13 protein-coding genes and 2 tRNA genes are annotated in these 13,730 nt (G+C 71.9%); 10 read left to right on the top strand and 5 right to left on the bottom strand.

The genetic code is table 11. The features are described from left to right. Nucleotides 1–41: 41 nt before the first annotated feature. The gene (locus PUR71_RS34595) at nt 42–1,451 is read right to left on the bottom strand and encodes an amino acid permease (RefSeq protein ID WP_443077673.1); all 1,410 of its coding nucleotides are present in this window, start codon (nt 1,449–1,451) and stop codon (nt 42–44) included. A 264-nt stretch (nt 1,452–1,715) separates the two neighbouring features. On the opposite strand from PUR71_RS34595, the gene PUR71_RS34590 reads away from it, so the two are divergent. From PUR71_RS34590 to PUR71_RS34575, 4 genes are all read left to right on the top strand, one after another. After that, the gene (locus tag PUR71_RS34590; RefSeq protein ID WP_329931171.1) at nt 1,716–2,315 is read left to right on the top strand and encodes a biotin transporter BioY; all 600 of its coding nucleotides are present in this window, start codon (nt 1,716–1,718) and stop codon (nt 2,313–2,315) included. A 77-nt stretch (nt 2,316–2,392) separates the two neighbouring features. Beyond that, nucleotides 2,393–2,878 (top strand): ribose-5-phosphate isomerase, encoded by a 486-nt coding sequence (locus tag PUR71_RS34585; protein ID WP_329931170.1) that lies wholly within the window; start codon nt 2,393–2,395, stop codon nt 2,876–2,878. A gap of 312 nt (nt 2,879–3,190) precedes the next feature. Next, nucleotides 3,191–4,420, top strand: a complete 1,230-nt coding sequence (locus tag PUR71_RS34580; RefSeq protein WP_329931169.1) for a PP2C family protein-serine/threonine phosphatase — start codon at nt 3,191–3,193, stop codon at nt 4,418–4,420. 488 nt (nt 4,421–4,908) lie between these two features. Then, a complete protein-coding gene (locus tag PUR71_RS34575; protein ID WP_329931168.1) occupies nt 4,909–5,106 on the top strand; it encodes a hypothetical protein in 198 nt (65 codons plus the stop codon). Nucleotides 5,107–5,135: 29 nt separating this feature from the next. Here the strand turns inward: PUR71_RS34575 and PUR71_RS34570 are convergent, their stop codons facing one another. Beyond that, entirely contained in the window at nt 5,136–5,927 is a 792-nt protein-coding gene (locus tag PUR71_RS34570) for a DUF6348 family protein (RefSeq protein WP_329931167.1), read from the bottom strand. 231 nt (nt 5,928–6,158) lie between these two features. Between PUR71_RS34570 and PUR71_RS34565 the strand changes: the two genes are divergently transcribed. After that, complete coding sequence (locus PUR71_RS34565) at nt 6,159–6,704, top strand: DUF6197 family protein (RefSeq protein ID WP_329931166.1); 546 nt, start codon at nt 6,159–6,161, stop codon at nt 6,702–6,704. Between the two features lie 61 nt (nt 6,705–6,765). Here the strand turns inward: PUR71_RS34565 and PUR71_RS34560 are convergent. Next, nucleotides 6,766–6,839 (bottom strand) — tRNA-Gly (locus PUR71_RS34560). Nucleotides 6,840–7,013: 174 nt separating this feature from the next. Here PUR71_RS34560 and PUR71_RS34555 point away from each other — a divergent pair. The 5 genes from PUR71_RS34555 (at nt 7,014) to clpX (ending at nt 11,930) form a co-directional block, all read left to right on the top strand. Then, nucleotides 7,014–7,087: transfer RNA gene (locus PUR71_RS34555), tRNA-Pro, on the top strand. A gap of 295 nt (nt 7,088–7,382) precedes the next feature. Next, nucleotides 7,383–8,759, top strand: a complete 1,377-nt coding sequence (tig, locus tag PUR71_RS34550; protein ID WP_329931165.1) for a trigger factor — start codon at nt 7,383–7,385, stop codon at nt 8,757–8,759. A gap of 298 nt (nt 8,760–9,057) precedes the next feature. Further along, nucleotides 9,058–9,672 (top strand): ATP-dependent Clp protease proteolytic subunit, encoded by a 615-nt coding sequence (locus PUR71_RS34545; protein WP_329931219.1) that lies wholly within the window; start codon nt 9,058–9,060, stop codon nt 9,670–9,672. 56 nt (nt 9,673–9,728) lie between these two features. Then, nucleotides 9,729–10,391 (top strand): ATP-dependent Clp protease proteolytic subunit, encoded by a 663-nt coding sequence (locus PUR71_RS34540; protein WP_329931164.1) that lies wholly within the window; start codon nt 9,729–9,731, stop codon nt 10,389–10,391. A gap of 249 nt (nt 10,392–10,640) precedes the next feature. Next, complete coding sequence (clpX, locus tag PUR71_RS34535; RefSeq protein ID WP_329931163.1) at nt 10,641–11,930, top strand: ATP-dependent Clp protease ATP-binding subunit ClpX; 1,290 nt, start codon at nt 10,641–10,643, stop codon at nt 11,928–11,930. 87 nt (nt 11,931–12,017) lie between these two features. On the opposite strand, the gene PUR71_RS34530 is transcribed toward clpX, so the two are convergent. Further along, nucleotides 12,018–12,794: a hypothetical protein gene (locus PUR71_RS34530; protein WP_329931162.1), complete on the bottom strand. Its 777-nt coding sequence runs from the start codon at nt 12,792–12,794 to the stop codon at nt 12,018–12,020. Beyond that, the gene (locus tag PUR71_RS34525; RefSeq protein WP_329931161.1) at nt 12,791–13,615 is read right to left on the bottom strand and encodes a hypothetical protein; all 825 of its coding nucleotides are present in this window, start codon (nt 13,613–13,615) and stop codon (nt 12,791–12,793) included. The genes PUR71_RS34530 and PUR71_RS34525 overlap by 4 nt, the downstream gene beginning before the upstream one ends. Nucleotides 13,616–13,730: the final 115 nt, after the last annotated feature.

Raw genomic sequence — 13,730 nt, 5'->3', positions numbered from 1 at the left:
ACCGCCTGGTACCGGGCCTCCTCGCACGTGTGTGCTCGCGGCTACCGCGCGGCCGCGTCCCTGCGCTGCTTGAGCAGCCCGGCGGCCGTCAGGACGGCGACCAGCACCCCGGCCGCGTACAGCTGCTGGCGGTTGCCCTCGGTGGTGGTCATCAGCGCGAGGATGCCGGCCACGGCGGCCATGGCCACCCAGGTCAGGTACGGGTAGCCCCACATCTTCACGGTGAGCAGCTCGGGCGCCTCGCGCTCCAGCCGGCGGCGCATCTTCAGCTGGACGATGCAGATGAACAGCCAGACCACGAGGATCGCGACGCCGGTGGTGTTCATCAGCCAGGTGAACACCGTCGCGGGCCAGAACTTGGCTGCCAGCACGGCGCCGAAGCCGAACAGGCAGGAGGCGAGTACCGCACGGCGCGGCACGCCGCCGCTGACCTTGGCCAGCGCCTTGGGACCCTGTCCGCGGCCGACCAGCGAGTACGCCATCCGGGAGGCGCCGTAGATGTTGGCGTTCATCGCGGACAGCAGTGCGATCAGCACCACCGCCTCCATGATCGTCCCGGCGCCGGGCACCCCGAGGTGGCGCAGCACGGTGACGTACGGGCCGTCCTGGACGACCGCCGGGTCCTTCCAGGAGACGAGGGTGACGACCAGGGCCATCGAGCCGATGTAGAAGATCGCGATCCGCCAGACCGCCGTCCGCACCGCGTTGGCGACGTTCTTCTTCGGGTCGTCGGACTCGGCGGCGGCGATGGTGACGGTCTCCAGGCCGCCGTAGGCGAACACCGAGGCGAGCAGGCCGACGATCAGTCCGCTGACGCCGGTGGGCAGGAAGCCGCCCTGGCCGGTCAGGTTGGTGGCGCCGGGGGCGCCGGGGCCGAGCACGCCCGCCACGCCGAGGCCGCCGAGGACCAGGAAGGCGACGATCGCGGCGACCTTGACGGTGGCGAACCAGAACTCGAACTCGCCGAAGTTCTTCACGGCGGTGAGGTTGCTGGCGCAGAAGAAGACCATGAACAGGCCGACCCAGACCCACGCCGAGACGCCGGGTACCCAGCCGTTGACGATCTTCCCGGCCGCGGTGGCCTCGGCGGCGACGCCGCAGCAGAGCATGACCCAGTACATCCAGCCGGCGGTGATCCCGGCCCAGGGGCCGATCTCCTTCTCGGCGTGGACGGAGAACGAGCCGGACGCCGGGCGGGCGGCGGACATCTCGCCGAGCATCCGCATGATCAGCATGACCAGCAGGCCGGAGAGCGTGAACGCGAGGATGATGGCGGGCCCGGCCGCCGCGATGCCCGCGCCGGAGCCGACGAAGAGGCCGGCGCCGATCACCCCGCCGAGCGCGATCATCGACAGGTGACGCTGCTTCAGCCCGTGGGAGAGCTGCTGGCCGGCGGCCGGGGGAGCGGTGTCGCTGCTCCCGGGCGTCGGGGGCGCGGAGGTGGGGGCCATGGAGGGGGATCCAGACTGTGCGGAATGCGGCATGAGTTGTCCAATATCCGGGGGCACCCCTGTCCACGCCAAGGGCGCGCGAGCCGGGCCCACCATGCGGACCCCGTCGTGACGCCGGGTCGGCGAGTGCTCACGCTCCGTCGATCGGGTGGTTTCGACAACGTCCCGCGGTGGGGGTTTGTCCGAAACCGTGACGGCGGCGGAGTCGATCACCGCGTAGGTTCACAGGTGTTCACTCACCTGGGCCCCACGAGGAGATCCCCCATGGCCACTGCCGGCACGTCGATACCGACCCGCGCCGTCCTCGCCGACCTGCTGCCCGCTGCCGCGACCCGCCTCGGCGCGCAGGCCCGCGACCTCGCCCTGGTCGCCGGCGGCGCCGCGCTGACCGGCGCCGCCGCCCAGCTGTCGGTCGACGTCCCTGGCTCGCCGGTGCCCGTCACCGGCCAGACCTTCGCCGCCCTGCTGGTCGGCACCGCGCTCGGCGCCCGCCGCGGCGCCGCCTCGCTCGCCCTCTACCTGCTGGCCGGCCTCGCGGGCCTGCCCTGGTTCGCCGAGGGCACCTCGGGCTGGGCGATGCCCTCGCTGGGCTACGTGCTGGGCTTCGTCCTCGCGGCCGGCCTGACCGGCGCGCTGGCGCGCCGCGGCGCCGACCGCAGCCCGCTCAACACCGCCGTGACGATGGTCCTCGGCACCCTCGCGATCTACGCGGTCGGCGTCCCGTACCTGGCGTTCTCGCTGCACGTGCCGCTCGCCCGCGCCGCCGAGCTCGGCCTCTACCCGTACCTGGTCGGCGACGCCCTCAAGGCCGCGTTCGCCGCCGGCGCCCTCCCGCTCGTCTGGAAGCTGGCCGGCAAGCGGTAGCCGCCCGCGGCGGGCCGACGCGGGCGCCCGGCGCCCCCTGCGGAGCCCGGGTGCCCGCGCATGCCACACTCATGGGCATGCGCGTGTACCTGGGCTCCGACCATGCCGGATACGAACTGAAGAACCACCTCGTGGAGTGGCTGAAGGAGGCCGGCCACGAGCCCGTCGACTGCGGGCCGCACATCTACGACGCCGAGGACGACTACCCGCCGTTCTGCCTGCGCGCCGCCGAGCGCACCGCCGCCGACGCCGACGCCCTGGGCGTCGTGATCGGCGGCTCGGGCAACGGCGAGGCGATCGCCGCCAACAAGGTCAAGGGCGTGCGGGCCGCGCTGGCCTGGAGCGTGCAGACCGCCGAGCTCGGCCGCCAGCACAACAACGCCAACGTGATCTCCGTCGGCGGCCGCATGCACACCGTCGAGGAGGCCACCAAGTTCGTCGAGGTCTTCCTCAACACCCCCTACAGCGGCGAGGCCCGGCACACCCGCCGGATCGAGATGCTGAGCGAGTACGAGACCACCGGCGAGCTCCCGCCCGTCCCGGCCCACCACCCCCAGGGCTGAGACGCTCCACCCCCCGAATTCCCACCGACCCTCCGACGGCCGGCCGCGCTCCCCGGCGCGGCCGGCCGCCGTCGTTCGCGCCCCCGTGCCGCCTGTGGGATCGGCCACAGCCCGGCGGCGCGCGAACACCCCCGCGCGCGGGACGTGTCCGTCGCCCGCCTGGTTCGTACGCCCAACCGGCGCACGCCTCCTGACGCCGCGCCCACCACCGCCCCGATCGGCCGAAACCCGCTGGCACGACCGCACCTCGGCACGACCGCCCCCGGCCGAGCCGTCGACGCCGGGCGGTGCCCGTGGATAGGGTCGGGCCCCATGGCTGGCAGACCGCCGGGCGCACCGCCCCAGACGACTGCGACGAGGCCCGGCGCCGCCCCGGCGTCCGACCCCGTGACGGCCCGGTTGCGCAGGAGGCTCCGCCGGGTCCGCCGAAGGCTGCGCACGGCCGGAGTGGACTACTTCCGCGGCGGCGCCGCCGACTGGCCGGTGCTCTGCGCGCTCGCGCTGCTCGTCCCGCTGCTGATCCTGCTCAACATCTGGATCCCCGCCTGGGCCCCGCCCACCGCCCTCGTCCTGCCGATCCTGGCCGGCGCCCTGCTGCTGCGCCCCGGCAGCCTCGTGGTGCTGTACGCGCTCGCCGCCCTCGGCCTGTCCGCCGAGTCCGTGATCCACACCGGCGAGCGGGTCGCCAGCCTGAACCCGGAGGCCTACGTCTACGGCGTCACCCCCGGCGCGGCCCTCGTGGTCGGCGCCGCGGGGGTCGGCGGCCTGCTGCTGGCCCAGTTCCGGGCCCGGGTCGGCGTGCCCTGGTGGGGCGGCTCGACCATGCTCTTCGACCTGCGCGAGCGGCTGCGGGTGCAGAGCCGCGTCCCGCGGCTGCCGGACGGCTGGCACGCCGACATGGCGCTGCGCCCGGCCGGCGGGCAGTCGTTCTCCGGGGACTTCGTCGTCGCCGCCCGCACCGGCCCGGGCCAGCGCGTGCTGGAGGTCGTCCTCGCGGACGTCTCCGGCAAGGGCATGGACGCCGGCTCGCGGGCGCTGCTGCTGTCCGGCGCCTTCGGCGGCCTGGTGGGCTCGCTGCCCGCGCACGACTTCCTGCCCGCCGCCAACGGCTACCTGCTGCGCCAGTCCTGGGACGAGGGCTTCGCGACCGCCGTGCACCTCGTGCTGGACCTGGACAGCGGCGAGTACGAACTGCTCTCCGCCGGGCACCTGCCGGGCATGCAGCGACTGGCGGGCGCCGGGCGCTGGGAGGTCAAGGAGACCACCGAGGGCCCGCTGCTCGGCATCTACGACGGCGCCAAGTTCGAGGGCGTGCGCGGTCGTCTGAACCGCGGCGACGTCCTGCTGCTGTGCACCGACGGCATGGTCGAGGCGCCCGGCCGGGACCTCACCGAGGGCATGGACCGGCTGATGGGCGAGGCCGACCGGCTGGTGCCCGGCAGCGGCCCGGGCGCCGGGGCCGGCGCCGCCGCCGCGCTGATCGAGACGGTCGCCCGGGACATCAACGACGACCGCGCGGTGCTGCTGCTCTGGCGCGACTGACGCCCCGACGGGCCTCGCGGTGGCACATGCCGCGGGCAGGAGCTGTCAAGCCCGGGTGCCGATCTTCGGCCAAATCGGGCGCCCCGTCAGCGGAGTGGACCTGAGCCTTCCGTTCCCCGCCGCCGCGCGTTTCCCGGCCGCTCAGCGCGGCCCCGCCGACGGTTCGTCAGAACGGCTCGGCTATCGTCTCGGACGGCGGAAACTCGTCTCGCATCCCAGGATATCGGCGTTGGGCCGACTGTCAGACCTTTACGCAATCGGCACGGTCGACCACACTGAGTCCGGGCGGGACTGGTCAGGATTCGGGGGATGGGGGGCGTGACGTGCGGCACGGAGGACCTTGTGCGATCGCTGAGTGCTCCCCGCCCGGCCGGGGTGTGCCGGACGATCCGCGATTCCGCCTCGGGACCGTCGGACAGGCCGGGGTCCGGCTTCGCAGGTGCCGCCGGCCGGTGGCGCCACGCTATGAAACGAGGAAGTGAGTCCGGGTGGCACTCTCCGTCTCCGCGCTGGTCCTGTTCGCGATCCTGTGCATCATCTTCATCCGCAACAAGCAGATGAAGATCCCGCACGCGATCATCGCCGCCCTGTTCGGCTTCATGCTCCACGAGACCACCGTCGCCGGTTCGATCAACTCCCTGCTGGCGAACCTGGCCCACAGCATCTCCGGCATCACCGGCGGCTGACGGGAGGGCCGGCGGCACCCGCGCGAGGGTCACCGCCCGGCCCGTCTGGCCTCCCGCCAGCGAGCGAACGGTCCCCGGGGGCGCACCGCCACCGGGGTGGGCGTGCGCATCGGCACGGGCGCCCCGGCGCCCGTCGGCACCACCGCCGGCCCGACCGGGCGCACCGCCGTCAGCAGGACGAACAGCCGCGCCCAGCACAGCCGTTCGCCGCGCGGCCAGTCCAGCGCGCGCAGCGCCGCCGACGCGGCCTCCGACACCTCGCCGTCGACCCGGACCTCGGCGACGTCGTCGCCCGCCTTCCCGCCCAGGAAGAGCTTCACCCCGACCGGGCCCGCCCCGGTCAGTCCCGGCCGCAGCGCCGGCGCCAGCGCGGGCAGCACCCGGTGCTCCGCGAGCCAGGCCGCCAGCCGCTCGTTGCCGAAGCCGAACACCGCCGCCGGCCCCTGCAGCGCGTGCCAGCCGGGCAGTTCGGCGTGGTCCGCGCGGTCGGCGTACACGCCCCGGCCGTCCGTCAGCTCGACCAGCACCGAGGCGGTGGTGGTCGCCCACATCTTCACCGCGTTGGCGAGCTTCTCCTCCTCGGTCTTGCCGAGGCCCGCCGAGCAGTCCCAGACCACGGGCGCGTCCGCCCGCCCGAGGTGGAGCACGAAGCCGAGGTCGACGTGACCGCCCCCGTCGCCACCGGGGTGCTCGCGCACGGCCACCGCCGTCGTGCCCGGTCCGCGCACCACCTCGCCGTCGAGCGTGAACACCTGCCCGAGCCCCGCCATCTCCCGCACCACGCAGCGCTGTATGACGGCAAGCCGCTCCTCGGGACGCACCGGAACTCCTCCACCTCGGGACCGCAGTCGTCTGCGTCGTGATCTGCGTGACGCGCGGTTCCGCGTGACGCTCCGGACACGCGATCGAACCGTGCTCGAACGCGCCGAGGCTATCGGCCCGACAGCCTGCCGGGAAACCGCCCGGACCGCCCGGACCTCCGGTCGCGAAAATGTCGTGTATGCCCCACTTTGGGGAGCGGACCCTGAAGGCCGCCCGCCCGGAGAGACCGCATGCCCCGCACCGCCCCGACACCCCCGCTCCCACTCCCGCTGCTGCTCGCCGCGGACGGCTCCGGCCTGGTCGCCGAGGTCGAGGCCTACCTCGCCTCCCTGCCCGCCCCCGCCCGCACGCCCGTCCCGTACGTCTGCCCGTACGGCACCGCCCCGCTCCCGTGGCACGCCGGCCACCCCGGACCCCGGGCGACCCTGCTCGACCGGGTGCTGCGCCGCCCCGCCCGGCCGGTGCCGGTCAGCGCCGCCGACCACCTGCGGCTCGCCTCGCGCTACATCGGCGCGTTCGGCTGGCTCCAGGGCGCGATGTGGGACGAGGGCGGCCGCGTCTGCCTCCTCGGCGCGCAGGCCGCCGTCCTCGCGCACGGCTACGGCACCCCGCGCACGGTCCGCACCGCGCGCGTCCAGCTGATGGAGGTCCTGCACGCGACCGGCCGCCCGGCGCGCTCCCCGGACGAGTACAACGACCGCCCGACCACCCGGGAGGCCGACGTCCACCTGCTGCTCGACCGCGCCGCGGCCCGCGCCGCCCGCCTGGGGCTCTGACCCGCGAACGGCCCCGGGAACGCCGACGGCCCCGGTGCGATGACGCACCGGGGCCGGGTCGTGGAGCGGGCGACGAGAATCGAACTCGCGTGACTAGTTTGGAAGACTAGGGCTCTACCATTGAGCTACGCCCGCGCGATCCCCCGGCACGGAGCCGGAAGTTCGGGGAACAGCGTACCTGGTCCGGTCGCTCCCGTGCACACCGCATTCCTCCGCGGCCTCCGGGCGCCCTCCCGAAACCCTTCCGGCGGCCCCGAAATAAGTCGGCGAACCGCCGGGGCCCGGCGTGTACGCTTCCTCTCGGCACCACGGGGTGTGGCGCAGTTTGGTAGCGCGTCCGCTTTGGGAGCGGAAGGCCGTCGGTTCGAATCCGGTCACCCCGACGTGCGGCAGGGTCTCGCCCACCGGGCGGGGCCCTGTTCTGTTTCCGGGTACGGTGACGTCTGGCGTCCGCCTTTCGTGGTACCGGTAGGATGGGGCGCTGGCGGTAGTCCCTGCGGCGTCCACCCAGGTCAACCGCACGAGGGCGAGGAGTCACGCTCACCGTCCACCCCCCCACGGGAGATGCAGCTCCAACCGCCCATCGCCCGTCTCGCCAGACCTACCCGCACCGGCCCCGGCCGGCGCGTCCGGGCCTGGCGGAGGCAACCTGACCGCAAGCCCATAGGAGACCTAACCGTGAAGAGCGCCGTCGAGACTCTGAACCCGACCCGGGTTCGACTCACCGTCGAGGTGCCCTTCGAGGAGCTCAAGCCCAGCCTCGACGCGGCGTACAAGAAGATCAACCAGCAGGTCACGGTTCCGGGCTTCCGCAAGGGCAAGATCCCGGCTCGCGTCATCGACCAGCGCTTCGGCCGTGGTGCCGTGCTGGAGGAGGCCGTCAACGACGCCCTGCCGCGCTTCTACACGCAGGCCGTCGACGAGGGCAAGATCGAGGTCCTCGGCCAGCCCGACATCACCAACATCGAGGGTGTCGAGACCATCGCCGATGGCGGTGACCTGAAGTTCACCGCCGAGGTGGACATCCGCCCGGAGATCACCCTGCCGGAGTTCTCCTCCATCGAGGTGACCGTCGACCCGATCGTCGTCGCCGACGAGGACATCGAGAAGTCCCTGGAGCAGCTGCGCGAGCGCTTCTCCTCGGTCAAGGACGTCGAGCGCGCCGCCGCCGCCGGTGACATCGTGGTCGTCGACCTCGTCGCCAAGGTCGACGGCGAGGTGCCGGAGGACGGCACCGCCAACGGCGTGAGCTACGAGATCGGCTCCGGCCGCCTGATCGACGGCATCGACGACGCCGTCACGGGCCTCGAGGCCGGTGGCACCGCGACCTTCGAGACCGAGCTCAAGGGTGGCACCCAGGCGGGCAAGACCTCCGAGGTCACCGTCACCGTCACCGCCGTCCAGGAGAAGGAGCTGCCCGAGCTGGACGACGAGTTCGCCCAGCTGGCCAGCGAGTTCGACACCCTCGAGGACCTGCGCGCCGACTCCCGCAAGCGCCTGGAGCGCATGAAGGAGTACGACCAGGCCACCCAGGCCCAGGAGAAGGTCCTCGACGCCCTGCTCGCGCTGGTCGACATCGAGTACCCGGAGAAGCTCCTCAAGGACGAGATCGAGACCCGCAAGCACAACCTGGAGCACCACCAGCTGGAGCCGATGGGCCTGACCATCGACGCCTACCTGGAGACCCAGGGCAAGTCCCGCGAGGAGTGGGAGGCGGAGATCGAGGAGCAGGCGAAGAAGGGCATCAAGACCCAGTTCGTCCTGGACCAGATCGTCGCCGACGAGGAGCTGGGCGTCAACCAGGAGGAGCTCACCGAGCACCTCATCCGCCGCGCCGCCGGCTCGGGCCTCACCCCGGACCAGTTCGCCCAGCAGGTCGTCCAGGGCGGTCAGGTTCCGCTGCTGGTCGGCGAGGTCGCCCGCGGCAAGGCGCTGGCCACCGTGGTCGAGGCCGCCAAGGTCGTCGACACCGAGGGCAACGAGGTCAACTTCGACGACGAGGACGAGTCGGACGAGACCGCCGAGGCCGCCGCCGAGGAGACCACCGAGGCCTGATCGGCCGCGGTGACCCCCTGAGGCACCACGCGGGCCCGGACGCCGTCACGGCGTCCGGGCCCGTCGCCGTACCCGGCGGGGGTGTCCCAACCGGAGCAGGCCCGTCCGACGCGCGCGACCCTGCGCTCACAGCGAACAGTTCTGCGTGGGGGATTCTGCGGCCCGGCCTGCGCGTTAGGGTCCTTGGACAGCAACAATCACGACGTGATACCCGGAAGCTGTGCGACACCGTGACGGGCGCCCGGCGACCGTCCAAATCGACTGAGCAGGTGGCTAAGTGACGTTCCCGCAGATGCAGATGGGCCCGATGGCGCCGCACGCCGCCTCTGGTGACGTGCTCGGCGGCCTGGGCGACCAGGTCTACAACCGGCTGCTCAACGAGCGGATCATCTTCCTCGGCCAGCAGGTCGACGACGACATCGCCAACAAGATCACCGCGCAGCTGCTCCTGCTGGCCGCGGACCCGGAAAAGGACATCTTCCTCTACATCAACTCCCCGGGCGGCTCGATCTCGGCCGGCATGGCGATCTACGACACCATGCAGTACATCAAGAACGACGTCGTCACCATCGCGATGGGCATGGCGGCCTCGATGGGCCAGTTCCTGCTGACCGCCGGCGCCAAGGGCAAGCGGTTCTCGCTGCCGAACGCCAACATCCTGATGCACCAGCCGTCCGCCGGCCTCGGCGGCTCCGCCACCGACATCCGCATCCAGGCCGAGCAGCTGCTGCGCACCAAGAAGCGGATGTCCGAGCTGATCGCCTTCCACAGCGGCCAGTCGTTCGAGCAGATCACCCGGGACTCCGACCGCGACCGCTGGTTCACGCCGGAGGAGGCCCTGGAGTACGGCCTGATCGACGCGATCATGCACAGCGCCGCGGACGTCCCCGGCGGCGGCGGCACGGGCGCCTGAGCCTCGGCCCGGCCCACGAGACCACAGCCCCAACGCCCCGGAGGACTAGAACCCCCATGAACATCCCCAGCCTGTCGGCCGCCCAGGCCCGCGTCGAGGACATGCGCGCCGAGGGCCGCTACATCGTCCCGCGCTTCGTCGAGCGCACCACGCAGGGCATCCGCGAGTACGACCCCTACGCCAAGCTGTTCGAGGAGCGCATCATCTTCCTCGGCTCGCAGGTCGACGACGTCTCGGCGAACGACATCATGGCGCAGCTGCTCTGCCTGGAGTCGATGGACCCGGACCGCGAGATCCAGATGTACATCAACTCGCCCGGCGGTTCGTTCACGGCCCTGACGGCCATCTACGACACCATGCAGTACGTGAAGCCGGACATCACCACGGTCTGCATGGGCCAGGCGGCCTCCGCCGCGGCCGTGCTGCTCGCGGCCGGCACCCCCGGCAAGCGCATGGCGCTGCCGAACGCCCGGATCCTGATCCACCAGCCGTACACCGAGACCGGCCGCGGTCAGGTGTCCGACCTGGAGATCCAGGCCAAGGAGATCTTCCGGATGCGCGAGCAGCTGGAGCAGATGCTGTCCAAGCACTCGAACAAGTCGGTGGAGCAGGTGCGCGAGGACATCGAGCGCGACAAGATCCTGACCGCCGAGGAGGCCGCCGAGTACGGCCTGGTCGACCAGATCATCTCCACCCGCAAGACCTCGCTGACCTCCTGAGGCCGGCACCGGCCCGGGGCGGGGCGCGCGTCGGTCGCGCGCCCCGCCCCGGACCCTTCGGCGGCCGCCGCAACGGCATCTGTTCGGTATCAATTCGCCCAGGGCGTAGGGCAGACCCGGCGAAGAGGACGGAATCAGGGGCCCGGCAGAGTACCGTCGGATAGCGAGACCGATCGCCGTCGGCGTTGACGGTCCACAGCACCAGGCCCCGGAACCCCCGCGGGGCCCCTGGCGAAGGGGAAGCACCTCGTGGCACGCATCGGAGACGGTGGCGACCTGCTCAAGTGCTCGTTCTGCGGCAAGTCGCAGAAGCAGGTGAAGAAGCTGATCGCCGGCCCAGGCGTGTACATCTGCGACGAGTGCATCGACCTGTGCAACGAGATCATCGAGGAGGAACTCGCCGAGACCTCCGAGGTGCGCTTCGAGGAACTCCCGAAGCCGCGCGAGATCTACGAGTTCCTGGACCAGTACGTGGTCGGCCAGGACCTCGCCAAGAAGGCGCTGTCGGTGGCCGTCTACAACCACTACAAGCGCGTGCAGGCGGGCGAGGCGGGCCGCAGCGGTGGCAACGGCCGCGACGACGCGATCGAGCTGGCCAAGTCCAACATCCTGCTGCTGGGCCCCACCGGCTCCGGCAAGACCCTGCTGGCGCAGACCCTGGCCCGGATGCTCAACGTGCCGTTCGCGATCGCGGACGCCACGGCGCTGACCGAGGCCGGGTACGTCGGCGAGGACGTCGAGAACATCCTGCTCAAGCTGATCCAGGCGGCCGACTACGACGTCAAGAAGGCCGAGACCGGGATCATCTACATCGACGAGATCGACAAGGTCGCGCGCAAGAGCGAGAACCCGTCGATCACCCGGGACGTCTCCGGCGAGGGCGTGCAGCAGGCGCTGCTGAAGATCCTGGAGGGCACCACCGCGTCGGTGCCGCCGCAGGGCGGGCGCAAGCACCCGCACCAGGAGTTCATCCAGATCGACACCACCAACGTGCTGTTCATCGTCGGCGGCGCGTTCGCCGGCCTGGAGCGGATCATCGAGGGCCGCGCGGGTGCCAAGGGCATCGGCTTCGGCGCCAACATCCGCTCCAAGCGGGAGTCGGACGCGAGCGACCACTTCCGCCAGGTGATGCCCGAGGACCTGGTGAAGTTCGGCATGATCCCGGAGTTCATCGGCCGTCTGCCGGTGATCACCAGCGTGCACAACCTGGACCGCGAGGCGCTCCTGCAGATCCTCACCGAGCCGAAGAACGCGCTGGTCAAGCAGTACCGCAAGCTCTTCGAACTGGACGGCGTGGAGCTGGAGTTCACGCGCGACGCGCTGGAGGCGATCGCCGACCAGGCGATCCTGCGCGGCACCGGCGCGCGCGGACTGCGGGCCATCATGGAGGAGGTGCTGATGTCCGTGATGTACGAGGTGCCCTCGCGTCAGGACGTCGCCCGCGTGGTGGTCACCGGGGACGTGGTCTCCAAGCACGCGATCCCGACGCTCGTCCCGCGCGACATGATCAAGCGCGAGCGGCGCGAGAAGAGCGCCTGAGCCCGGAAGCCTTGATACGAGAGGGCCCCGCACCGTCGTGGTGCGGGGCCCTCTCGCGTTCGTGTTCCGTGCGCCGGGCGGTCCGGGTTACTTCGGGACCTCGGCGACCGCGCGCAGGTCGCGGGTGTCGGCGGCGAGCTTGTCCACGTCCGGCTGGGTGCCGTCGTCGGCGCCCTTGAGCACCATCACGAGGCTGCTGCTGTCGGCCCAGGCGCACACGGCCATCTTGGTGTCGCCGTCCACGGACGTCCCGCACTCCATGGTGCCGCCCTTGGGGCCGGGGTCGACCGCGTGGCGGTCGCTGACCTGCCCGCCCGAGCCGGCGAAGCCCTGGAACATCTGGTCCAGCTCCTGCTTGGGCAGCAGCACCTTGCCGTACACGCCGACCGCGACCAGCTGCGGGTCGGAGTCCGCGTTCTGGTAGACCGCGGCGACGCCGGTGGGCTTCCAGTTGCCGTCGCCGTTGCCGATCTTGGACGTGATCTCGTCCTGGATCTTCTGCGTCGTGGTCGGGTCGTCGTTGGCCTTGAGGTCCTTGAAGGCCGTCGGCATGACGATCTTCTGGGTGCCCGCGTTGCTCGTCAGGTCGAAGACGAAGTAGGCGAGCGCGCCGCCGCCGAGGAGCAGCACGCCGAAGACGCAGCCGAGGACGATCCACAGCGTCTTGTGCGACGTGCGGGGCGGGGGCGGCGGGTACGTCCCGTAGCCGGGGTAGTCGGCCTGGCCGGGCGCGGGGTAGCCGGGCGGCGGCGCCTGCGGCGGCACGGCGCCGTACGGCTGGCCGGCGGGCGGCGGGGGAGGAGGGGCCCCGTAGGGCTGGTTGGGAGGCGGCGGCGGGGCGCCGTACGGGCTCTGGTCGGTCACTTGGCCACCTTCATCGCGTCGCGGATGGCGCGGGTCTTCTCCGCGGCCTGGGCCGCGGAGATCGGAGTCGGGGCGGTGCCGCCGGCGCTGACGTGGTTGAAGCTGACGTGCCCGTAGGTGGACTTGTCGGCCCACACGCAGACGACGGGGCCGGGCTTGCCGATGATGCTGGTCGCGCCGCAGGCGAGCTTCGCGGCGGAGCTCGTGCTGTCGTTCGCGGGGTAGTCCGTCATCGGCGTGCTCCAGGTGAGGCCGCCGCTGTCCTGCTTCGACTCCTGGATGATCTGGTCGGGGCTGTTCAGCTGCCCGTAGATGCCGATGATCGAGATCCCGTCGAGCGGGTCGCCGCCCTTGGTGTAGCTGGCGATCACGCCGGTGAGGTTGGAGCCGTACTTCGCGGACTCGGGCTTGTTGGGGTCGGCCGGCTTCTCGTCGGACGACTTCTTGACGTAGCCGTCCGCCAGCGACTGCGGGGCGGTGAGCTTGTAGTTGCCGCCGGTGGAGTCCTTGCCGCCGAGGTACTTCCAGGCGGCGAAACCGCCGCCGCCGAGCAGGAGCGCGCCGATCACGAGACCGGCGACCAGGCCGCCCTTGCCCTTCTTCGGCGGCGGCGGGTACCCCGGCTGGCCGTACGGGGCCTGCGGCGGCACGCCGTAGGGCTGCTGGGGCGCGCCGTACTGCGGCTGGCCCTGCGGCGGGTAGCCGTACTGGGGCTGCGGCGCCCCGTACGGCTGCTGCGGCTGCTGCGGCGCGCCGTACGGGGGCTGTCCCCCGTAGGGCTGCGGCTGTCCCTGCGGATACTGCTGACCCTGGCCGTACATCTGTCTGTGCTCCCCCGCCGCACCCGCGGCCTGTCTGGTGTGGAATTGTTCCCGTGTACGTCCGGAAAACCGGACGATTGTCCGGGCACGGTACCGCACGGCGCCCACGGCGGAC

The sequence above is a fragment of the Streptomyces sp. SP17BM10 genome (assembly GCF_036322405.1).
In the GTDB taxonomy this organism is placed as follows: Bacteria; Actinomycetota; Actinomycetes; order Streptomycetales; family Streptomycetaceae; genus Kitasatospora.
Note: the sequence above shows the minus strand (reverse complement) of the source record. Positions and strands in the feature narration are given on the sequence as shown.

Excerpts from the sequence above, each read along its gene's own strand:
- PUR71_RS34590 (WP_329931171.1), top strand. The coding sequence starts at position 1,716 with ATGGCCACTGCCGGCACGTCGATACCGACCCGCGCCGTCCTCGCCGAC.
- PUR71_RS34545 (WP_329931219.1), top strand. The coding sequence starts at position 9,058 with ATGGGCCCGATGGCGCCGCACGCCGCCTCTGGTGACGTGCTCGGCGGC.
- PUR71_RS34525 (WP_329931161.1), bottom strand. The coding sequence starts at position 13,615 with ATGTACGGCCAGGGTCAGCAGTATCCGCAGGGACAGCCGCAGCCCTAC.
- PUR71_RS34585 (WP_329931170.1), top strand. The coding sequence starts at position 2,393 with ATGCGCGTGTACCTGGGCTCCGACCATGCCGGATACGAACTGAAGAAC.
- PUR71_RS34540 (WP_329931164.1), top strand. The coding sequence starts at position 9,729 with ATGAACATCCCCAGCCTGTCGGCCGCCCAGGCCCGCGTCGAGGACATG.
- PUR71_RS34595 (WP_443077673.1), bottom strand. The coding sequence starts at position 1,451 with ATGGCCCCCACCTCCGCGCCCCCGACGCCCGGGAGCAGCGACACCGCT.
- PUR71_RS34580 (WP_329931169.1), top strand. The coding sequence starts at position 3,191 with ATGGCTGGCAGACCGCCGGGCGCACCGCCCCAGACGACTGCGACGAGG.
- PUR71_RS34565 (WP_329931166.1), top strand. The coding sequence starts at position 6,159 with ATGCCCCGCACCGCCCCGACACCCCCGCTCCCACTCCCGCTGCTGCTC.